This is a genomic window from Pseudomonas migulae (genome assembly GCF_043225285.1).
GTDB lineage: Bacteria > Pseudomonadota > Gammaproteobacteria > Pseudomonadales > Pseudomonadaceae > Aquipseudomonas > Aquipseudomonas migulae_C.
In genome coordinates this window covers 2983590-3005129 of the sequence record NZ_CP171224.1, presented here as the reverse complement: position 1 = coordinate 3005129, position 21540 = coordinate 2983590, and the positions used below count along the sequence as shown (strand labels likewise).

General features: G+C 60.1%; 21 protein-coding genes. 13 read left to right on the top strand and 8 right to left on the bottom strand.

Annotated features, from left to right (window positions below):
* Nucleotides 1-85: 85 nt before the first annotated feature.
* Together ACF6ZU_RS13955 and ACF6ZU_RS13950 are read right to left on the bottom strand one after the other, a co-directional pair.
* Nucleotides 86-1312, bottom strand: coding sequence for a 3-hydroxyacyl-CoA dehydrogenase NAD-binding domain-containing protein (locus ACF6ZU_RS13955; RefSeq protein WP_392893332.1), 1227 nt, complete (start codon nt 1310-1312; stop codon nt 86-88).
* 224 nt (nt 1313-1536) lie between these two features.
* A complete protein-coding gene (locus tag ACF6ZU_RS13950) occupies nt 1537-3471 on the bottom strand; it encodes an ATP-dependent DNA helicase RecQ (protein ID WP_392893331.1) in 1935 nt (644 codons plus the stop codon).
* Nucleotides 3472-3738: 267 nt separating this feature from the next.
* Between ACF6ZU_RS13950 and ACF6ZU_RS13945 the strand changes: the two genes are divergently transcribed.
* A complete protein-coding gene (locus ACF6ZU_RS13945; RefSeq protein WP_392893812.1) occupies nt 3739-4803 on the top strand; it encodes a S8 family peptidase in 1065 nt (354 codons plus the stop codon).
* 20 nt (nt 4804-4823) lie between these two features.
* Here the strand turns inward: ACF6ZU_RS13945 and ACF6ZU_RS13940 are convergent, their stop codons facing one another.
* Complete coding sequence (locus tag ACF6ZU_RS13940) at nt 4824-5327, bottom strand: polysaccharide deacetylase (RefSeq protein ID WP_392893329.1); 504 nt, start codon at nt 5325-5327, stop codon at nt 4824-4826.
* Nucleotides 5328-5625: 298 nt separating this feature from the next.
* Between ACF6ZU_RS13940 and ACF6ZU_RS13935 the strand changes: the two genes are divergently transcribed.
* The 6 genes from ACF6ZU_RS13935 to ACF6ZU_RS13910 all read left to right on the top strand — a co-directional run bounded on the left by ACF6ZU_RS13935 (nt 5626) and on the right by ACF6ZU_RS13910 (nt 8418).
* On the top strand, nt 5626-5901 hold the full coding sequence (locus ACF6ZU_RS13935) for a hypothetical protein (RefSeq protein ID WP_392893327.1): 276 nt from the start codon (nt 5626-5628) through the stop codon (nt 5899-5901).
* Nucleotides 5902-5991: 90 nt separating this feature from the next.
* Nucleotides 5992-6132: a hypothetical protein gene (locus ACF6ZU_RS13930; protein ID WP_392893810.1), complete on the top strand. Its 141-nt coding sequence runs from the start codon at nt 5992-5994 to the stop codon at nt 6130-6132.
* A gap of 179 nt (nt 6133-6311) precedes the next feature.
* Entirely contained in the window at nt 6312-6608 is a 297-nt protein-coding gene (locus ACF6ZU_RS13925; RefSeq protein WP_392893326.1) for a hypothetical protein, read from the top strand.
* Between the two features lie 81 nt (nt 6609-6689).
* Nucleotides 6690-7013 (top strand): YhfG family protein, encoded by a 324-nt coding sequence (locus tag ACF6ZU_RS13920; protein ID WP_392893324.1) that lies wholly within the window; start codon nt 6690-6692, stop codon nt 7011-7013.
* A gap of 30 nt (nt 7014-7043) precedes the next feature.
* Nucleotides 7044-7409, top strand: a complete 366-nt coding sequence (locus ACF6ZU_RS13915) for a DUF1493 family protein (protein WP_392893323.1) — start codon at nt 7044-7046, stop codon at nt 7407-7409.
* Between the two features lie 154 nt (nt 7410-7563).
* The gene (locus ACF6ZU_RS13910) at nt 7564-8418 is read left to right on the top strand and encodes an EamA family transporter (RefSeq protein WP_392893808.1); all 855 of its coding nucleotides are present in this window, start codon (nt 7564-7566) and stop codon (nt 8416-8418) included.
* Between the two features lie 61 nt (nt 8419-8479).
* On the opposite strand, the gene ACF6ZU_RS13905 is transcribed toward ACF6ZU_RS13910, so the two are convergent.
* The 3 genes from ACF6ZU_RS13905 to ACF6ZU_RS13895 all read right to left on the bottom strand — a co-directional run bounded on the left by ACF6ZU_RS13905 (nt 8480) and on the right by ACF6ZU_RS13895 (nt 11938).
* Nucleotides 8480-10021 carry a phosphoenolpyruvate carboxykinase gene (locus tag ACF6ZU_RS13905; RefSeq protein WP_392893321.1) on the bottom strand — a complete coding sequence of 514 codons (1542 nt, stop codon included), beginning with the start codon at nt 10019-10021 and terminating at the stop codon, nt 8480-8482.
* A 182-nt stretch (nt 10022-10203) separates the two neighbouring features.
* Entirely contained in the window at nt 10204-11106 is a 903-nt protein-coding gene (gene hslO, locus ACF6ZU_RS13900) for an Hsp33 family molecular chaperone HslO (RefSeq protein WP_392893320.1), read from the bottom strand.
* Between the two features lie 424 nt (nt 11107-11530).
* On the bottom strand, nt 11531-11938 hold the full coding sequence (locus tag ACF6ZU_RS13895) for an RNA-binding S4 domain-containing protein (RefSeq protein ID WP_392893319.1): 408 nt from the start codon (nt 11936-11938) through the stop codon (nt 11531-11533).
* Between the two features lie 116 nt (nt 11939-12054).
* Between ACF6ZU_RS13895 and ACF6ZU_RS13890 the strand changes: the two genes are divergently transcribed.
* Genes ACF6ZU_RS13890 through rimK form a run of 3 tightly spaced genes read left to right on the top strand, consistent with a single transcriptional unit; the run spans nt 12055 to nt 14233 of the window.
* Complete coding sequence (locus ACF6ZU_RS13890; RefSeq protein WP_392893806.1) at nt 12055-12834, top strand: EAL domain-containing protein; 780 nt, start codon at nt 12055-12057, stop codon at nt 12832-12834.
* A 35-nt stretch (nt 12835-12869) separates the two neighbouring features.
* Nucleotides 12870-13331: an ATP-dependent zinc protease gene (locus ACF6ZU_RS13885; RefSeq protein WP_392893804.1), complete on the top strand. Its 462-nt coding sequence runs from the start codon at nt 12870-12872 to the stop codon at nt 13329-13331.
* Nucleotides 13328-14233: a 30S ribosomal protein S6--L-glutamate ligase gene (gene rimK / locus ACF6ZU_RS13880; protein ID WP_007949201.1), complete on the top strand. Its 906-nt coding sequence runs from the start codon at nt 13328-13330 to the stop codon at nt 14231-14233. The genes ACF6ZU_RS13885 and rimK overlap by 4 nt, the downstream gene beginning before the upstream one ends.
* Before the next feature lie 141 nt (nt 14234-14374).
* Here the strand turns inward: rimK and ACF6ZU_RS13875 are convergent, their stop codons facing one another.
* Nucleotides 14375-15688: an ATP-binding protein gene (locus tag ACF6ZU_RS13875; RefSeq protein WP_150633125.1), complete on the bottom strand. Its 1314-nt coding sequence runs from the start codon at nt 15686-15688 to the stop codon at nt 14375-14377.
* A 103-nt stretch (nt 15689-15791) separates the two neighbouring features.
* Nucleotides 15792-16532, bottom strand: a complete 741-nt coding sequence (gene ompR, locus ACF6ZU_RS13870; protein WP_008032260.1) for a two-component system response regulator OmpR — start codon at nt 16530-16532, stop codon at nt 15792-15794.
* A gap of 360 nt (nt 16533-16892) precedes the next feature.
* Here ompR and ACF6ZU_RS13865 point away from each other — a divergent pair, with 360 nt between their 5' ends.
* From ACF6ZU_RS13865 to gshA, 3 genes are all read left to right on the top strand, one after another.
* Nucleotides 16893-19217: a Tex family protein gene (locus ACF6ZU_RS13865; protein ID WP_392893315.1), complete on the top strand. Its 2325-nt coding sequence runs from the start codon at nt 16893-16895 to the stop codon at nt 19215-19217.
* Nucleotides 19217-19600: a PaaI family thioesterase gene (locus tag ACF6ZU_RS13860; RefSeq protein WP_392893313.1), complete on the top strand. Its 384-nt coding sequence runs from the start codon at nt 19217-19219 to the stop codon at nt 19598-19600. Before ACF6ZU_RS13865 ends, ACF6ZU_RS13860 begins: the two co-directional genes overlap by 1 nt.
* A gap of 243 nt (nt 19601-19843) precedes the next feature.
* The gene (gene gshA / locus ACF6ZU_RS13855; RefSeq protein WP_392893311.1) at nt 19844-21427 is read left to right on the top strand and encodes a glutamate--cysteine ligase; all 1584 of its coding nucleotides are present in this window, start codon (nt 19844-19846) and stop codon (nt 21425-21427) included.
* Nucleotides 21428-21540: the final 113 nt, after the last annotated feature.

The window sequence follows — 21540 nt, the reverse complement described above, 5'->3', positions numbered from 1 at the left end:
AGGCGAACACAGCGCTAGTGGACGACCGAGATCTACTGTAGGAGCGAGCCTGCTCGCGAAAGCGCCGGCACAGACGCGGTATCAATCACCTGTCACCGAACCCTTTGCCCACCGCCGCCAATTCCCCGATCAACCGCGCCGGCTGCCAGTGTTCACCCTGTCTGGTTTCCAGCTGCAGCAACCGCTGATGGATATCCGCCAATCCCTGCTGATCCGCCCAGGCCATCGGCCCGCCCTTGGCCGCCGGGAAACCATAACCGTTGAGGTACACCAGATCGATATCGTGCGCAGACGCCGCGATCCCTTCCTGAAGAATCTTCGCCCCTTCGTTGACCAGTGCCAGCAAGCTGCGCTCCAGAATCTCCTCAGGCCCGATCTCGCGACGCTGGAAGCCCAATCCTTCGCTGACGTTCAGCACCAGCGCATCCACCTCGACATCGTGCTCAGCCTGGCGACTGCCCGCTTCGTAGTGGTAAAAGCCGTTGCCACTCTTCTGACCAAAACGACCCTGTTCGCACAGGCGGTTATCGATCTGGATTTCGGGCGCGTCCTGCCCCTTGCCCGCCAGTTCCCGAGCCCGCCATCCCAGGTCGATACCCACCACATCGAACATGCGGAACGGGCCCATGGCAAAACCGAAACCCTGCAACGCCGCGTCCACCTGATAGGGATAAGCGCCCTCGAGCAGCATCTTGCGCGCTTCGAGCACATAGGTATTGAGCATGCGGTTGCCGATGAAACCCTCGCAGTTGCCCGACACCACGCTGACCTTGCCCATGCGCTTGCCCAGTGCCAGCGCGGCTTCCAGCACCGCGGGTGCGGTCTGCGCGCCACGAACGATTTCCAGCAGTTTCATGATGTGCGCCGGGCTGAAGAAGTGCAGGCCCAGCACTTGTTGCGGGCGGCGAGTGGCCGCGGCGATCGCGTCGATATCCAGCGCCGAGGTGTTGCTCGCCAGAATGGCCTCGGGTTTGAGCAGGCCGTCCAGCTCGCGGAAAATTTTCTGCTTGAGTTCGAGGTTTTCGTAGACGGCCTCAATGACCAGGTCGACATCGCGGATCGCGGCGTAATCGGAAGCCGCCGAAATCCTTGCGATTCGAGCGTCCGCCTCGGCCTGATCGATCCGCCCCTGGCGCACGTTGTGCGCGCACGTCTCGGCCACCGTGGCCAGTGCCTGTTCAAGCATCTGCGGATTGTTATCGACCCATTGCACCGGCACGCCGGCATTGGCCAGGCACATGACAATGCCACGGCCCATGGTGCCCGCGCCGATCACGGCGGCGCGCTGAATGTTGAACGGTGTCTGGCTCATGTTTGTTCTCTTGTTGGCGATCCAAAGACAGCCCTCACCATAGTCAGCCACCGGGCTTTTTTGAAATTTATTCCTGTGATGGGGGGCATTCAGCGGATGGATGCACCCGCCTTCTGTAGGAGCGAGCTTGCTCGTGATGGACGCAAGGGCAACGCGTTGATTCAGAAAGTGCGCGTTTTCGTTAACGTCCATCGCGAGCAAGCTCGCTCCTACAAAGGCACGGTTCAGCCTGGCAGATGTTGCGAAGCCCAAGTCCGGACCTCGCCATACGGATACTCTTCCAGCACTGCAAACCCCGGAATCGACCGTGCCTTGAGCTTGGTAAACAACGGCACGCTGATCCCGCACAAGAAGCGGGTCACGCGCTCGGCGGAGGGAACATGGCCGACGTGCTGTGCATGCCTGTGGATAAAATCACCGCACAACGCCTCGAAGTTTTTATCCACAAGCGCGGGCAGCTCCGGCGGCACGGGCAGTCGTGCGACCTGTCCGTGACACACCGAACAATGCCCGCATCGCTGCGGCGCGTTGTCGTCTCCGAAGTATTCGGCCAGCCGATACCCCAGGCATCGGTCAGTGGCAAACAGATCAAGCATCGCGTGAATCCGCGCGACCTCGGTGCGCTCATGCTGGGTGAAACCAGCATGCAGCTCCGCGCTCAGCACCTGACTGTCGAAGTCCGTTTGCAGCAGGCTGTAGACCTCGGTCATCTGCTTGCTTTCCAGTTCGACCCAGCCCTTCTCCTGGAAATAATCCAGCGCCTTGACCACCCGATCGCGCTCGGCTGAATACTGCTCGTAAAGTGCATCGAAATTCACTGTGGCCCAGGTCCGCGCACGAGCGGAAGTCTGAATGATCGCCGCAACGAAGTCCCTACGCTCCCCCTCGAAACGGGCCAGCAAGACGTCGGGCTCCTGCAAATACTTGAAGCGGTATTCAGCGTAATAGGCGTATCGCGGTGCAATGATCCTGCGCAGTTCCAACTGCACCAACAAGGTCTTGAGCGGTAGCTGGCGAATGTTGCTCTGATCGGCCAGTGGCCCCAGCAGAAACTCCCATTGCCCTTCCGGCACAGCCGCCTTCAACTCGTCGAGCACGTGGCGAATGCCGTCCTGCTCCGGCGTGTCGCCGTAGACGAAGTTTTCCAGCACGTTGAGGCTGTCGCGATTGGCCAGTACCAGGCAGTCCGATGGCTGCCCATCACGCCCGGCGCGGCCGATTTCCTGGCTGTAGTTTTCGATGGATTTCGGCAGGTCGAAATGCACCACGTTGCGGATATCGCTCTTGTCGATGCCCATGCCAAACGCGATGGTCGCGACGATGCAGTTGGACTGCCCGCCCATGAATCGCTTCTGAATGGCTTCGCGTTTTTCGTTGGGCAAACCGGCGTGATAGGCCTCGGCCTGGATACCATTGCGCTCCAGATGTTCGGCGATGTATTCGGCGGTTTTCTGCTGGGTGACGTAGACGATGCTTGGCTGGCCGGGACGTTCACGCATCCATTCGACCAAGCGTCGGCGTTTGTCGTGACCGGGCACCGGTTCAACCAGCAGGTTGAGATTCGGTCGGTAGAAACCAGTGGTCACCACGTCCTCCGGAGCGATGGCGAACTTGGCTTCCATATCGGCGATCACCTTGGGTGTCGCAGTGGCGGTCAGCAGCAGTGCCTGGGGGATGTTGAACTGGCGTTGATAGTCCGGAAGCTTGAGGTAGTCGGGGCGGAAGTTGTGGCCCCATTCCGAGATGCAATGCGCTTCGTCCACCACCAGCAACGAGATCGGCACCTGCTGGAGGAAATTACGGAAGCGCTCGTTCTTCAGGCGCTCAACGGAAATCATCAGAATCTTCAACTCGCCGGACTTGGCGCGCGCCATCACATCACTGGCGTCATCGCGGCTCTGGGCCGAATCGATACTGCCCGCCGCGATGCCATGGCGTTGCAGGAACGCCAGCTGATCCTGCATCAGCGCCAGCAACGGCGAAACCACCAGGGTCAGGTGTGGCAGCAACACTGCCGACAACTGGTAACACAAGGACTTGCCCGAACCCGTGGGGAAAATCGCCGCCGCCGAACGCCCGGCCAGCACCGCGCTGACTGCCGCTTCCTGGCCAGGCCGAAACTGTGAATAACCGAAAACCTGTTCCAGGGTGTTGTGCATATGCTGTCACTCCGTTGACCGCTGCGAAGCCCAAAGCCTAGCGGGCAAACGCAACGAGTAGAGAAAAGGTCGGGGGCAAAAACGATACGGGATGATACAGCGTCCATCAGGGCACGCTCCGCCACAGGATGAAACAAACAGGGCACTTTGCCTCCCTGACGCCGGGCTTAGTTCCAGCGGTAAGGTGCACGTTCAAAAAAACACTCTCCGTGAATGACTCATCACGCAAGACGCCTGATGTGCACGGAGACTCATGAAGGAACGACCATGCTTCAACGACTCATTTTTTCACTCGCCCCCCTGATTGCATTGCCCCTTTCGCTAAGCGGTTGCCTGACAAACCCCACGCAGCCGTCCATCGACCCGACGCCATTCGAGACACTGGAATATCAAGCTCAACCGGGGCTGGCTGTCATCAACGCATCAACCCTTTACGCCCGCGGCGGCGCTGGCCAGGGCGTGGCCGTTGCGCTGGTCGACTCCGGCCTCAACAGCGAATTGCCGGAATTCCAGGGGCGGCTGCGGGACCCGGGTTTTGACTATGTCGAGAATCGCTACGGCACCTTCGATCGGGTCGGCCACGGAACGCAGATGGCCGGCATTCTCGCCGCCAACAAGGATGACCAAGGCATGCACGGCGTTGCATTCAGCGCACAGCTGATCCCCTTCCGTTTCGGCGACGACAACGAGCCGTTTTTCTTCGACAGCGAGATTGCACAATCCTGGCAGGCCGGCTTCGACAAGGGTGCGCGCATCCTCAACAACTCGTGGGCCAACGCCATTCCGGCGACGGAAATCAACGAGGCACGCTACAAACAGGTCATGCCGGAATCGCTGGTGGCTGCCCGCAAACTGGTTCAGGACGGCGCGGTTTTTGTGTTCCCGACGGGTAACGAATTGAAGCGGGAACCGTTGGCCGAACCCGGTTTGCCCATCGCCATCCCCGAACTGGAAAAGGGCTGGATCGCCGTGGTGGCCCTGAAAAACGATGGCAGCGCCATCAATGGAAAATCCAACTATTGCGGGGTGGCGGCAGCCTGGTGCATCGCCGTACCGGGCGGCGATTCCGGTGCAGGACAAGGCCTGTTGACCACCGGCAAGGACGGAAAATACGTGCAGACCGCGGGCACTTCACCTGCTGCCGCCATGGTCAGCGGTGCGTTGGCAGCATTGCACAGCCGCTATCCCGAACTCACCGCGCAGCAAGTACGCGAACGTCTGCTGGCAACGGCGAACCGGACAGGAATCTATGCCAATAGTGAAGCCTATGGTCGAGGATTAATGGATCTTGACGCGGCTTCTCGCCAGGCGCCAGAACCCGCAATTGACTGAGGCGGCACCCTGATTTTGCGTTAGGGCACTAACACCGCCACTCGCAGTTGCTCATTCAGCACCTGCTCATGAAACACCTGGCTCTTGCTCGCCCATGCAGCGTAAGCCGGGCTGATTTCGCCGGTGAACGCCGCCGCCAACTGACGCAAATCAGCAACGCTGCGCACGCGTGGGCAGAACGGTTCGCCGTCGCAGTTCTGACTGGCGTTGCGGTAGGTGGTCAGCAACCGGTCCCACAAGCCATCCCGCACCTGGCGCACCGACTTGAGCTTCAGCGCCTGCACACCCAAGCGTTGCTTCAGACCCTGCTCGTCCAGCGCTTCGCTGGCCAATAGCGCCTTGCCGAACATCAACACCTCAGCGCGAGAGGCGGTGTCCATGTTCGCCTGAGTGGTGAGCGCGTCCGGCCACCCCGTACGGTCCATGTTGGCGAGCACCATCGAGCTGCCCACGTCTGCCGCGCCGGTCAGACGGCAAGCCCCCGCCCATAACAACAAAACCGAGGCCATACGTAGCCATTGCATACCTAATTCCCTTTAAGTGTTTCACCAGGCATTTTCGAAATGCCCTACAGATTCTGGCGCGCACCATACAGAGGTTTACGATGCGGCGCCTGACAAACACGTGGGAAATTTCCGCTATAGGGGTTTAGCTGTGAAAAACATCGGTAAACACGTAGGGCCATTCCACAAAAGCCAGTAAAAACCCCTACGCAAACTGTCGGTTGCGGCCGTCTTGCCGCAGCACGTCGTCCCCCTCATAGTTTTCGCCGCGGCTGAAACAGTGTGTCGGGCCGCCAGAATTCCTAAAGGACGACCCCAGATGCATGACCGCTATCGCCCCCTTAAAAGCAGCTACAGCGACACCCCCGTCCTGGTCATCGACACCGAGGCCGACCCTCACGAAATCCTCGACGCCGCCCGCCAACGCATCCGCGCCGCCAGCGACCTGCTCGAAACCCTTTACTGCCTGTGCTTCAAACAAGCCGATGCGAGCGACATCCCGAACATCGTCAGCGCCCTCTACCTGCTGACCCAGGACGGAAACGAACTCCTCGAAATCGCCCGCCAACGCCTCCCAAAACTCACCGCCAGCTAATGCCCACCACAATCCCCTTGTAGGAGTGAGCCTGCTCGCGATGAACGGTAACGCGGTGAACCTGATGAAAACCAAAATCCCCGAAACCCAATCATCTCGAGAAAAAGCTGCTATGACGCATGGTTCAGAGCACAGGTACAAGCCAGTCTCGACGACCCACGCCCAAGCATTCCCGACGAAGAAGCCAGGCAGTTGATGGCAGTCAAACGCGAAAAATTACGCAGGAGATAAGTCCGTAGGCAACGCCCTATCAAAGCCTCATCCCGGTCCTACAACAGAAGACGCCTTGTCGCCTATCGCCAACCGGTGGCTCGAATCTATAGTCGAACTGTCGCTGCCAATTCAGCGACTCGGGCTTGGTCACCCGACAGAGAGGAATCACATCCCCAAACAAGTTGAGGTGTTCTTCAGTGACCACATTAAATCCGTTTCCAAACCGCTACCGCCCACTCAAAACCAACCTAACCGATACCCCGGCCCTGATCATCGACACAGAGGCCAACCCGCAAGACCTCCTCGAAGCCGCCCTCCAGCGCGTCCGAGCTTCCAGCGAACTCCTCCGAACCCTGCACTGCCAATGCTTCGAACAAGGCGATCTCGAAGACATCCCCAACATCACCCACGCGCTATACCTGCTGGCCCAAGACGGCTGCGACCTGCTCATGGTCGCCCAACAACGCCTGATGGGCTGGAAAGCGCCTGCCTGACGTCGAGTGAACAGATCGTTCTCATGTTCTGCGTGAGAACGATCAAACAGCGCAAGTCGCCATCAAACTCCGGAGATAACCATGAGCAAGTTTTTTGATGAGCTGATGAAAAGCGTGCAACAGACGAACGAGATCCTGCGGGGCGAGCGTCAGCCTTCCCGGGAGTGCAACGTAGATGCGCTAACGAGGGCGATGAGTGAATTAATTTTTGATCAAAAACAAGCGCACTACGAAAAAGTCCGCCGCTCGAACTACCTGGCGAGCCTGCGTCTGGCAGGATTCGACACATCACACGCAGACCTCTCCAAGCCGCTTCTTACACGAGAAGAAGCACTCGCCAAACACCGACAAGACAAACTGCAACAGTTTGCTCCCGTTCTTCCCAGCGAGCCTGACGACCAATAAGATCCGCTCTACCCAACCGGACGCACTCGAATGAACCTCGCCCCCAACTTCCCCGAAGATCACACCATGCACCTGCTCATGCATCTGCTGCACGAAGAGCTCGGCCTGCCTGAACGCAAAACCATCAGCCTCACCACCTCGATCAACTTTGACCTTGGCTGCGACGGTGCTGACGCGCGCCACCTGATGGAAGCGCTGGAGGAACAGTTCGGAGTCGACTTCGTGGACTACGATGCCTATCGCTACTTTCAGCCAGAAGGGTTTGACATACATCTAAAGCGAAGGGCAAAAGGTCGTGGGGAGAAAGTCGCATTAACCATCGACATGCTTTACCAGGCGATCAAGTCGCAACGCTGGGACACCCAAACGCTTGAAGGACTCGATCGGAACGCATAAGTGGCATTATTCTGGCTGTTCATCGTTAATTCAGCTGGAATAATGGCAGTCTTTTCCTGTGGCCATCACGACCGAACGCTGGGACACTCCGATGGCTGTAAGCACCTCTAGCATCTGCAGCGCACACCTATAAGGACATTGCGTGGACGTACTGATGGGTTTACTCGCCGCCTTGCTGTGGGGCGGCACGGATTTCCTGGTGGGTTTGAATGCCCGCGCAGTGGGCGTCAAGCGCGCGGTGTATTTCGGTCAGGCGCTGGGTTTCAGCATCATGAGCCTGCTGTTGATCGCCTTCCCCGTATTCATCCTCAAGTCGATGTCGGCATCATTGAGTGTCTGGTTGATCGGCGTTGTCGCTGCCGCGCTGACGGTGTCCGGTGCGCTCGCACTCTCCAAAGCGTTCGCCCTCGGCAAAGCTTCCATTGTCGCGCCGCTGGTGACGTCTTACGGCGTTGTGACAACGCTGTTGTCATGGGCCGGCGGTGAACAGATCAGCCTGATCCAGCTGCTGTGCATCGCGTTGTGCGTGATCGGCGTCATTCTCTCCAGCATCCACAAAGACTCGAAAATCCCGCACTCGACGCAAGCCAGTCGCTCAATTGCCTATGCGCTATTGGCCGCTGTTTTCTACGGCACCAGCTTCTGGCTGCAAGGCCGCTTCGTGCTGTCGGCGCTCGGGCCGGTGACGATGCTGTGGCTGGCGTATCTGATCGGACTGATGGTGCTGGTGGTGATCGTTCTGAGGATCGAGGACGGGCTGAAAATTCCACCACTGAAAAACTGCGTGACGCTGACCGGCGCCAGCCTGATGAACCTCGGCGGATTCTCGTCATTCGCCTGGGGCGCGGTGGCGGGTTCGGTGTCGGTGGTGACCGTGATCAGCACGCTGTCGGGAGGAATTGCGGCGATTCTGGGGTATGTGTTTTTCAAGGAAAGACTGGCGAAGACGCAGGTGCTTGGCGTGGTGCTGGTGTTGCTCGGAGCGTTCGTTTTACACCTGAAAACTTGAGCCGAACACCCACAAAAAAGCCGCCCCGGGGGGCGGCTTTTTCATTGCATCAAACCAGCTCTTACAACTTCGGCCCGGCAGCCTTGATCGCGTCGCTCACGTCGAACTTCTTGAAGTTCTCAATGAACAACCCGGCCAGCGCCTTGGCGGACTCATCGTAAGCAGCCTTGTCAGCCCAGGTGTTGCGTGGGTTCAACAGGCCGGTTTCAACGCCCGGTACGGCCAGAGGCACGTCGAGGTTGATGGTGTCGAGGTGTTCGGTTTCAGCACCGATCAACGCGCCGCTCTGGATCGCTGCGATCACGCCGCGAGTGGTCGGGATGTTGAAGCGTTTGCCAACGCCGTAGCCACCGCCGGTCCATCCGGTGTTGACCAGGTAGACCTTGGAGCCGAAGCCGCGGATGCGCTTGATCAGCAGCTCTGCGTATTCGCCGGCCGGGCGCGGGAAGAACGGTGCGCCGAAGCAGGTGGAGAAGGTCGACTTGATGCCGCTGCCGGAACCCATTTCAGTCGAGCCCACCAGAGCGGTGTAGCCGGACAGGAAGTGGTAGGCCGCTTGTTCTTCGCTGAGGATCGACACTGGCGGCAGTACGCCGGTCAGGTCGCAGGTCAGGAAGATCACCGCGTTTGGCTCGCCACCGAGGTTCTTCTCGGAACGCTTGGCAACGTGCTCCAGCGGGTAGGCGGCGCGGCTGTTCTGGGTCAGGCTGACATCGGCGTAGTCGGCGTGCTTGGCGTCGTCGATTACGACGTTTTCCAGGACTGCGCCGTGCTTGATGGCTTTCCAGATGACCGGCTCGTTCTTCTCGGACAGGTCGATGCACTTGGCATAGCAACCGCCTTCGATGTTGAAGACAACGCCTTCGCCCCAGCCGTGTTCGTCGTCACCGATCAGGTAACGGCTTTCGTCGGCGGACAGGGTGGTCTTGCCAGTGCCGGACAGGCCGAAGAACAGGGTCACGTCGCCCGCTTCGCCGATGTTGGCGGCGCAGTGCATCGGCAGCACGTCAGCGGCAGGCAGCAGGAAGTTCTGCACAGAGAACATGGCTTTCTTCATTTCACCGGCGTAACGCATGCCGGCGATCAGCACTTTCTTCTGAGCGAAGTTGAGGATCACGCAGCCATCGGAGTTGGTGCCGTCACGCTCTGGCACGCACTCGAAGTTGGCAACGTTGAGGACTTGCCATTCTTCACGGCCAGCCGGGTTGTACTGGGCCGGATTGATGAACAGGCAACGACCGAACAGATTCTGCCAGGCAGTCTGGGTGGTCATTTTCACAGCCAGGTAGTGATCTTCGGCTGCGCCTACATGCACGTGGGAAACGAAATGTTCTTGCGCGTTGTTGAAGGCCTCGACGCGAGCCCACAGGGCATCGAACTTGTCGGCCGGGAACTTGCGGTTGATCGGGCCCCAGGCAATGGCGTCCTGAGTGGTCGGCTCTTCAACGATGAAACGATCGACTGGCGAGCGGCCGGTGCGGTGACCGGTGCGAACAACCAGCGCGCCGGTATCGGCAAGCTCGCCTTCACCGCGACTCAGAGCTTCTTTTACCAGATCATCAACACTCAGATCGGTGTACACGGCGTTATTGGCTTGCGTCATGAGATTCCCCGTCGGCCAGTGGCCGAGTGTGCTCCAAACGTTTTGTAGTAGAAAGTCGTGCACTACTACCGCGACAAAAAGTGGGCCGGATTATGCCAGAAAAGCCCAAAAAGAGTAGGGCCCTCCCGTCGTAACGGCGTTATTCCGGCGCTAACCAGTGAATTTACCTGCGCTGGACCGTTTTAGTGACGGGTATCTGACGGCGTCTCGACGCCCGCGCCGGCGAACAATTGAGCGATATCGGCGGAGTCGAACAGGTAGCGCTGGTTGCAGAACTGGCAATCGATCTCGACGTTGCCACCGTGCTCGATGACCAGTGCCTGGGCGTCTTCCAGACCCAAACTGACCAGAGCATTGCCAGAACGTTCGCGGGAGCAGCTGCAATGGAAGCGCAATTTCTGCACATCGAACAGGCGGACCTGCTCTTCGTGGTAAAGGCGGTGGAGTACGGTTTCGTTGTCGAGGCTCAGCAATTCATCGGCGTTCAAGGTGCTGGCCATCGCGGTAATGTGCTGCCAGCTGGCGGCGCGTTCTTCTTCGTCCTTCAGACGGTCGGCGGGCAATTGCTGCAGGAGCAGACCACGGGCGCGACGGCCATCGGCGTACAGCCAGAAGCGGGTGCCCACCTGTTGCGACATCACGAAGTAATTGGTGAAGCATTCCGAGAGGGTTTCGCCATCCAGGTCGACGATGCCTTGGTAACGCTGACCCACAACCGGGTCGACGGTCAGAGCCAATACGCCATTAGGCATCAGATCGGCCAGGGTCGCGTCGGGGGCAATCAGGTCGGCCTCATAGCGGGCCAGGCCACGGATTTCGCGTTCGCTGGAGCACTCGATCATCAACATCGGGATCGGACCGTCGGAACGGGCCTGGAGAATCAGCAGACCATCGAACTTCAAGGTGCCGACCAGCAACGACGCCGCGGCCATCAGCTCGCCAAGCAGTTGTGCGACCGGTTCCGGATACGCGTGTTTGGCCAGGACCTCGGCGTAGCTGAGCTCCAGCGAAACCATCTCGCCGCGGGTGTCGCTGTCATCGAAGATGAAGCGTTGGGTGTAGTCGGTATCCGGTAGGTCGGTCATAGGTCTGGGTATCTGAAGTAAATGACAAAATTATAAAAGCGAAATTGACGCCCCTGCGGCAGCCTTTTGGTGAGCGCGGCTCAGCCATGGAGGGCATTTTAAGAACAACGCGGGTTTGTTCCAAGCAAGGTTGGCGTTTTGCAATTTCATGCGTCTGACGCTGCTGGCCTTCTGTTTATGGCCTACAGATCGGAGGCTGGGTGTGATTTGCGACGAGTGGCTGTCTCACCGGCTCAACTCGCCGGCGGCGACCCACCTGATATGGTTGCGCGTTGTGACAATTGCAAGTCTGTGGGCGGCGAAAGGCCGGCGAGGGCTTCGCACTCGATCGCGAGCAGGCTCGCTCCCACATTGGATGCGTATCCCTTGTAGGAGCGAGCTTGCTCGCGATAGCGTCGGCCCGGACGACGCATAAGCAACCGGCTCACTCGTCGTTGCTGTTCCCACGAAACTTAAACAGATCCCGCCGCTGTTTCTTGCTCGGCTTGCCGTCGGTGCTCACGCCCAGCGCGCCGGCCTTGCGCATGGCCGCCGCGGCTTCGCGCTTGGCGATACTGGCCTCGGTTTCGGCGTACAGCGTCTGCGCCTCCGGTGCGCCACGACGCACGATCGACAGCGCCTGGACTACCACCGTGCGCTCCTCGAACCCGGTTCGAATCTCAAACTCGTCGCCGATCCTCGGCTCCTTGCCCGGCTTGCAGCGCTCGCCCCGGCAATGCACCTTGCCGCTCTCGATGGCGGCCTTGGCCAAGGCTCGTGTTTTGTAAAAGCGCGCGGCCCACAACCACTTATCGAGACGGACCTTGTCGTCCTCTTCCTTTTTTTGTGCCACTTGAATTCCTCTTTCCGCCAATAGTCGGAACTGTACTACCGTTTCTGTCGGGCGCAAGAACTCGGCCCTCCAGATAGACTGTGATCTTGGCCGACCCATCGGCATGGAGTGATCGAGTGACTATATTCCCGTCTTCATTGACTTCAACTCAGAGTGGTTGCGAGGGTTGCCAGCAAAGCGAGCCTCTAGGTTTCGACTTTTCCTTCGCCTACCAACCGATCGTCGACTTGCGCGACCAGTCGATTTTCGCTCATGAAGCATTGGTACGCGGGGTGGCGGGGGAAGGCGCGATGTCGGTGCTCGATCAGGTCACCGAGGCCAACCGTTACCGCTTCGATCAGCTCTGCCGCACCCGCGCCATTGAAGGCGCGGCGCGTTTAAATATGCAGACACACTTGTCGATCAACTTCATGCCCAACGCCGTGTACCGTCCGGAGCTGTGTATTCGCAGCACACTGGAGGCGGCAAGAAAATACGACTTCCCCATCGATCGGCTGATTTTCGAAACACTGGAAAGCGAGCACGTAGATAACTATCGCCATTTGACTAATATTCTGCGTGAATACCGCGAATTCGGCTTCAAGACCGCCATCGATGATTTCGGCGCGGGTTACTCGGGGCTCAATCTACTGGCTGATTTCCAACCGGACCTGATCAAACTCGACATGGCACTGATCCGCGATGTCGACCGTGATCGTGTCCGTCAGGCTATCGTTCGGGGGATTGTCACAATCTGTGCGGAGTTGGACGTTACAGTCATCGCCGAAGGCATTGAAAGCGCCGGAGAACGGGATTTCCTGGCGGACTGTGGAATTTTTCTGATGCAGGGTTACTGGTTCGCCAAACCTGCATTCAAAGCATTGGCCCAGGTGTCACCTGAAGCCTGGACGCGATAATCGCCGGTTTTTTCCTATTGAAGACATTTGACCATTTGACCGTTGTCGGTCTGCGCGAGTGGGTGGCGCTCCCGGATCTGGGAGTCGCGGGCCTGCGGGCAAAAATCGACACCGGCGCCAGCACCTCCAGCCTGCACGCCACCGATATCGAGCCCTTCGAGCGCGATGGCGAGAGCTGGGTGCGCTTCACTGCGCACCTGGGCACGGTGGTGCAATTGCGTCACCGGCGCTGCGAAGCACCGCTGGTGACAATGAAAACCATCAAGAGCTCCAATGGCCATGCGCAGAAGCGCTACGTGGTCAGCACCACCCTGGCCCTCGGTGATCGGGTCTGGCGGGTCGAGTTCACCCTCGCCTGCCGCAAGTCCATGCGTTATCGCCTGCTACTCGGTTCCAAAGCCCTGATCGACGGCCAGTTGGTGGTCAATCCGGGCATCAAATATGTACAAGACAAGCCGGTGTTCCCGGTATCTACCTCCTCCACAGGTGTTGCATGAAGATCGCTGTGCTGTCGCGGAACCCGCGTCTGTATTCCACTCGTCGTCTGGTCGAAGCCGGTACCGAGCGTGGCCATGAAATGGTGGTGATCGACACCCTGCGCGCCTACATGAACATTGCCAGCCACAAGCCGCAGATCCACTACCGCGGCAAGCCGCTGGAAGGTTTCGATGCGGTGATCCCCCGGATCGGCGCATCGGTGACGTTCTATGGCTGCGCGGTGTTGCGCCAGTTTGAAATGATGGGGGTGTTTCCGCTCAACGAATCGGTGGCCATTGCCCGCTCGCGGGACAAACTGCGTTCGCTGCAATTGCTGTCCCGTCGGGGTATTGGTTTGCCGGTCACCGGGTTTGCGCACTCCCCGGATGACATTCCCGACTTGATCGACATGGTCAACGGCGCACCGCTGGTGATCAAGGTGCTGGAAGGCACCCAGGGCATTGGCGTGGTGCTGTGTGAAACTGCGACAGCGGCGGAATCGGTGATCGAGGCGTTCATGGGCCTCAAGCAAAACATCATGGTTCAGGAGTACATCAAGGAAGCCGGCGGGGCGGACATCCGCTGCTTCGTGGTCGGCGACAAGGTGATCGCGGCGATGAAGCGTCAGGCCAAGCCTGGAGAATTTCGCTCCAACCTGCATCGCGGTGGCAGCGCCAGCCTGATCAAGATTACGCCGGAAGAACGCATGACCGCGTTGCGCGCGGCGAAGGTGATGGGTCTGGCGGTAGCGGGTGTGGATATCCTGCGTTCCAATCACGGGCCGTTGGTGATGGAAGTGAACTCGTCGCCGGGGCTGGAAGGGATCGAGACCACCACCGGGAAGAATGTGGCGGGGATCATCATCGAGCATCTGGAAAAGAATGGTGGGCCGAATATGACGCGCACCAAGGGCAAGGGCTGATCCTGAATATGTGGCGGCAGTGATGCCGCCATCGCGAGCAGGCTCGCTCCCACAGGGGGAACGCATTCCAATGTGGGAGCGAGCCGGCTCCGGGCGGCGTTCCGACGATGAGGCCGCTCGCCGCGACAAAATTCTTAATGGTTAAACCGCATCCCGAGGCAACATCAACCCCAGCGGCAACCGCACTCGCGCTTCCAGCCCACCGCCAGTCCGATTGCGCAGCTCAACATTCCCGCCATGCATCGAAGCAATCCGCTTCACAATCGCCAGGCCCAACCCGGTGCCTTTGCCGCCGCGAGCACGATCCCCGCGAGTGAACGGATTGAAGATCGCCTCCAGCTCCGACGGATCAATCCCCGCCCCGCGATCCATGACGCTCAGCACCACATACGGCGCACTCACATCCCCGGAAACATAGGCCGCCACTTCGACGCCACTTCCCGCGTGGTGCAAAGCGTTGCCAATCAGGTTGTTCAGCAAGCGCTTCATCGACACGCGTCGCAACGGGAACGGCTGAATCGGCTCCAGGCGCAAACGGACTTTCTCTTCGTTCTGGTTGTACGGCGCGGCAACTTCACGAACCAGGTCGGTCAAGTCCACCTCTTCCACCGACTCATCGCGGCCGTCGCGAATGAACGCCAGGAACTGATCGAGAATTGCGTCCATGTCCTCGATGTCGCGGACCATGTCGTCCGTCAGGTCGCTGTGGTCGCCCATCAACTCCAGCGACAGGCGCAACCGGGTCAGCGGCGTACGCAGATCATGGGACACGCCCGCCAGCATCAACTCGCGCTCGCGGCCCGCCTGCTCGACGTCTTCCGCCATCTGGTTGAACGCGCGATACACCTCGGTCATCTCGCTCGGGGTGTCGCTGATCGGCAGGCGCACGCTGCGGCCCTGGCCAAGTTGCCGGGCGGCATAGACCAGACGCTTCAAGGGTTGATTGAGCTGGCTGACGAAGATCCACGCCGAGGCGGTGGACAGCAGGCCGATGGCAAGGAACCAGCCCAGCACGTTCCAGATTTTCTGGCCGCGCAACGGATGCGGGTACAGCGGCACCTTCAGCCAGCCATCGCCCAGGCTCGGCGCCCGGACCCACAGCGCCGGCGGCGAGTGCATACGTAATCGAACCTCGGTGTCAGCGCCGAGTTCGGCCTGCATCTGCCGCTGATAGATCTCGCTGTAAGGCCAGTGTTGCTCGCCCTCCGGCACGCCGGTGCCCACCACCCGGATCAGGGTCGCGGCTTCGGCAATCTTGTCGCGGTTGTTTTCATCGGCGGCCCAATAGGCGCGCAACGTCAGGGCGACGCCGTGGCTGTATTGGCGGTCCACCAGCACGTCTTCGTTCATCAGCAGATAAACCAGGGTCAGTGCCTTGGAGAACAGGACGACGATCAGCACCAGCCACAGGGTGCGGGAGAAGAAACTCTGGGGGAACCACACGGGGGTTTTCATGGATAACCGCTACACACTTGCAGGAGCGAGCGATGCTCGCATATTGCGGATCGCGAGTCTGCGGACACTTGCGTCCGCACGACCCGCTCCTACAAATCGCCGATCACTTGGTGGCGGCGCCATCCGGAACGAACACGTAGCCCACGCCCCAGACAGTCTGGATATAACGCGGCTTGGATGGATCAGGCTCGATCATCCGGCGCAGACGGGAAATCTGCACGTCGATGGAACGCTCCAGGGCATCCCACTCGCGACCACGGGCCAGGTTCATCAGCTTGTCGCGGGTCAGTGGCTGACGCGCGTTCATGACCAGGGCCTTGAGTACCGCGAACTCACCGGTGGTGAGCATGTGCACTTCGTCGCCGCGTTTCAGTTCGCGAGTCGCCAGCGACAGTTCGTAGTCGCCGAACGTCACGCTTTCGTCTTCGCTGCCCGGCGCGCCCGGCACCGGTGCCGACTGACGACGCAGGACCGCCTTGACGCGAGCCATCAGCTCGTCCGGGTTGAACGGCTTGGCCAGGTAATCGTCGGCGCCCAGTTCCAGGCCCTTGATGCGGCTCAGCTCGTCGCCCTTGGCGGTGAGCATGATGATCGGAATCTGATTGTTCGCGCCGCGCAGACGGCGGCAGGCGGTCAGGCCGTCTTCGCCGGGCAGCATCAGGTCGAGGACGACCAGGTTGAACACTTCACGCGCCAGCAGGCGGTCCATTTGTTCAGTGTTCGGTACGGCGCGGGCGCGGTAGCCCTTGCTGACGAAAAAGCGTTCCAGCAGGCTGCTGAGCCCCGGATCGTCGTCAACGATAAGAATTTTTTCGCCTTCAGCAATGTTTGCAGTGCTGCTCATTGGATGCTCCTTTGATCTCGGCGCGCATTATGGCGTAGCTGCCGTTATACGCACCGTGTGCATTGTTAGCAGATTTTTCCTTCACCGCCAGAAATCCGGGCATTGTGCCTACAGACTGCGACACCCCCGAATGACACAACGCTGGTTATAATGCGCGGCCTTTTGTGTCAGGCAACGTCTGATCGTTACCGTTGTGGCGTCTTTTTATTTTCATCGCCGCGGCAGTAATTGTTCGATTTCACGGGTCAACGGGATGCCTGTTGATCCAGGTAGCGGCGCAGGCCAGGCCGCTCAACCAGACTCGCCGAGCCTTTATCCCTGCGCCCGCGAGCCTGCTTTCACAATTTGTCAGGTGGTTTTATGGACAGCATCAACAGCCGCATCGCCGAGGAACTCGGCGTACGCCCACAACAGGTCGAAGCGGCCGTCGCGCTACTCGATGAGGGCTCTACCGTTCCCTTCATCGCCCGTTACCGGAAAGAAGTGACCGGCAGCCTCGATGACATCCAGCTGCGTCATCTGGAAGAGCGTCTGCGCTACCTGCGAGAACTCGACGAACGGCGTATCAGCATCCTCGCCAGCATCCAGGAGCAGGGCAAACTGACCCCGCAACTGGAGCGCGACATCAAGCTCGCCGACACCAAGACCCGCCTCGAAGACTTGTACCTGCCGTACAAGCAGAAGCGCCGCACCAAGGGCCAGATCGCCCTGGAAGCCGGCCTCGGCGAGCTGGCCGACGGTCTGTTCAACGACCCCTCGCTGACCCCGGACACCGAAGCCGCACGCTTCATCGACGCCGAAAAAGGCGTGGCCGATGTGAAGGCGGCCCTCGAAGGCGCCAAGTACATCCTCATGGAGCGCTTCGCTGAAGACGCCGGCCTGCTGGACAAGCTGCGCAATTACTTGAAGCAGGAAGCCACCCTCAGTGCCCGCGTGATTGCCGGCAAGGAAGAGGAAGGCGCCAAGTTCCGCGACTATTTCGAACACGATGAACCGCTGAAAAGCATGCCGTCGCACCGCGCGCTGGCGATTTTCCGTGGCCGCAACGAAGGCATCCTCAGCTCCGCGCTGAAAGTCGGCGACGAACTGCCGGGCACCATGCACCCGTGCGAAGGCATGATTGGCCAGCAGTTCGGCATCCAGAACCAGAACCGCGCCGCCGACAAATGGCTGGGCGAAGTGGTGCGCTGGACCTGGAAGGTCAAGCTCTACACCCACCTCGAAACCGACCTGCTGGGCGAACTGCGCGACGGCGCGGAAACCGAAGCGATCAACGTGTTCGCCCACAACCTGCATGACCTGCTGCTGTCGGCCCCGGCCGGCCCGCGCGCCACCCTGGGCCTCGACCCGGGCCTGCGCACCGGTTGCAAGGTCGCCGTGGTCGACGCCACCGGCAAGCTGCTGGATCACGCCACGGTTTACCCGCACGTGCCGCACAACAAGTGGGACCAGACCCTGGCGATTCTGGCCGCCCTGTGCGCCAAGCACTCGGTGGACCTGATCGCCATCGGTAACGGCACCGCCAGCCGCGAAACCGACAAGCTCGCCGCCGAGCTGATCAAAAAATACCCGGCGATGAAGATGACCAAAGTCATGGTCTCCGAGGCCGGTGCATCGGTTTACTCGGCGTCGGAACTGGCCTCCAAGGAATTCCCGGACCTCGACGTGTCGATCCGTGGCGCGGTGTCGATTGCCCGTCGCTTGCAGGATCCACTGGCCGAACTGGTGAAGATCGACCCGAAATCCATCGGCGTCGGCCAGTACCAGCACGACGTGTCGCAGCTGAAACTGGCCCGTGGCCTGGACGCTGTGGTCGAAGACTGCGTGAACGCCGTCGGCGTGGACGTGAACACCGCGTCCGTGGCGCTGCTGGCCCGTATCTCCGGCCTCAACGCGACCCTGGCGCAGAACATCGTCAGCCACCGCGACGAGCACGGCGCGTTCAAGACCCGCGCGGCGTTGAAGAAAGTTGCGCGTCTGGGCGAAAAAACCTTCGAGCAGGCCGCCGGCTTCCTGCGCGTCATGAACGGCGACAACCCGCTGGATTCGTCCGCGGTTCACCCGGAAGCCTATCCGCTGGTGCAACGCATCGCCGCTGAAACCGACCGCGATATCCGTTCGCTGATCGGCGACGCAAGCTTCCTCAAGCGCCTAGACCCGAAGAAGTACACGGACGAAACCTTCGGTCTGCCGACGGTCACCGACATTCTGCAAGAGCTGGAAAAACCTGGCCGCGACCCGCGTCCCGAGTTCAAGACCGCCGAGTTCCAGGAAGGCGTCGAAGACCTCAAGGACCTGCAACTGGGGATGATCCTCGAAGGCGTCGTGACCAACGTGACCAACTTCGGCGCGTTCGTCGACATCGGCGTGCATCAGGACGGTTTGGTGCACATCTCTGCGCTTTCGGAGAAGTTCATCAAGGATCCGCGTGAAGCGGTGAAGGCCGGTGACGTGGTGAAAGTGAAGGTCATGGAAGTCGATATCCCGCGCAAACGCGTCGGCCTGTCGATGCGCATGAGCGACACGCCGGGCGAGAAAATCGACGGTGCTCGAGGCGCGCGTCCGGGATCGGCACCCCGCCAGTCCCAGAACACTGCACCGCGCAAGGAAACCACGGCAGCGGCTCCGGCCAACAACGCCATGGCTTCGCTGTTTGCCAACGCCAAGCAGTTGAAGAAACGCTGATGGACATTCCTGCCGGGCTGACGGAAAGCGCGTTTTTCAAGCTGCTGGGCTGTCGCTTGCACAGCCTGGAAACCGGGGTGGCGCAAGTCGCCCTGGGGCTTGAGCCAGAACTGCGCAATCGCGGCGGCAAGCTTCACGGCGGGGCCTTGTTCAGTCTGGTGGACATTGCCATGGGGCTGGCCTGTTCCAGCACCCACGGCTTTGACCAGCAGAGCGTGACCATCGAGTGCAAGATCAACTACATCCGCGCCGTGTCTGACGGCGAAGTGATGTGCACGGCGCGGGTGATCCACCCGGGCCGCCGCACGCTGGTGGTCGAAGCCGACGTGATGCAGGGCGACAAACTCGTCGTAAAAGCACAAGGCACGTTCGCTGTCCTGTAGCTAGCCGTCATCGATTTGAGGTAATTTCCTGTGGGAGCGAGCCTGCTCGCGATTGCGGAGTGTCAGTCACGTAGTTGCCGTCTGACACTCCGCAATCGCGAGCAGGCTCGCTCCCACAGGATTTGTGCAAAACTTGATCGACCGGCGACAAAAACCAGGCGAAAACGCCAGTTTCAACTTCACCCTTGTAGACCGTCCTGCCCACCCCCATATTGGGGCGACTGACGCGTGAAGGAATCCAACTTGAGCGAACTTCTCAACCGCCGCCTGGCTCTGCTCGGCGAGCGCGCTAACCTCTCTCTGCTCGAACAGTGCCTTCACGGCATCGAACGTGAATGCCTGCGCGTGACCGGCGAAGGTCGCCTGGCGCAAACGCCGCACCCGGAAGAATTGGGTTCCGCGCTGACCAACGAACAAATCACCACCGACTATTCCGAGTCGTTGCTGGAGTTCATCACGCCCGCCCTGCCCGACCCGGCGGATACCCTGGCGAGCCTGGACAAGATTCATCGTTTTGCCTACAGCAAGCTCGGCAACGAGTACCTGTGGAGTCCATCGATGCCGTGCCCGTTGCCGGCCGAGGAAGATATCCCGATCGCCTATTACGGCACCTCCAACATCGGCAAGCTCAAGTATGTCTACCGCCAGGGCCTGGCCCTGCGCTACGGCAAGACCATGCAGTGCATCGCCGGGATTCACTACAACTTTTCCCTGCCGGAAAAGCTCTGGCCGCTGCTTAAAGAGGCCGAAGGCTTCGACGGCACCGACCGCGACTATCAGTCGTCGGCCTACATCGCCCTGATCCGCAACTTCCGCCGCTACAGCTGGTTGCTGATGTATCTGTTCGGCGCCTCGCCGGCACTGGACGCCGGTTTCCTGCGCGGTCGTTCGCACCAGCTGGAACAACTGGACCCGGACACGCTGTACCTGCCGTACGCCACCAGCCTGCGCATGAGCGACCTCGGTTACCAGAGCAACGCCCAGGCCGGCCTGACGCCGTGCTACAACGACCTGGCGAGCTACACCGACAGCCTGCGCAAAGCCGTGGCCACGCCGTACGCGCCGTACGTCGAAGTCGGCACGCACAAGGATGGCGAGTGGGTGCAGCTCAACACCAACATCCTGCAGATCGAAAACGAGTACTACTCCAACATCCGTCCGAAGCGCGTGACCTACACCGGCGAACGGCCGATCCAGGCGCTGGTTGCCCGTGGCATTCAGTACGTCGAAGTGCGTTGCCTGGACATCAACCCGTTCCTGCCGATGGGCATCGACCTCACCGAATCGCGGTTCCTCGATGCGTTCCTGCTGTACTGCGCGCTGAACGACAGCCCTCTGCTGACCAATAATTCGTGCAGCAACGCGACGTCGAACTTCCTCAGCGTGGTCAAGGAAGGCCGCCGTCCGGGCCTGCAACTGCAGCGCGACGGTCAACCGGTTGGCCTGAAAGAATGGGCGGGCGAGTTGCTGGAGAAGATCGCGCCACTGGCCGCGTTGCTGGATCAAAGCCATGGCGGCGATGCGCACAGCAAGGCGCTGGATGCGCAACTGGCCAAGGTCAAGGATTCGTCCCTGACACCATCGGCCCAGGTGCTGGCGGCGATGGCCGAGCACAAGGAAAGCTTTGCCCAGTTCTCTCTTCGTCAAAGCCAGGCCCACGCGGAATATTTCCGCAGCGAACCTTTGAGCCACGAAGACCAGGCGAAATTTGAAGAGCGGGCGCGTTCGTCGCTGGCGGAGCAAGTGGAGCTGGAGCAGAACGAAGTCGGCGATTTCGATGTGTTTGTCGGGTCGTATCAGGCGAGCATTCTCGCGATCAGCAACTGATCATTGGCGGTCCTACAGACCTTGATCGCCAGCAAGCTGGCTCCTGCAAAAATCATGTGCCTCACACATAACCCTGTAGGAGCCGGCTTGCCGGCGATGGCGGCCTGTAATTC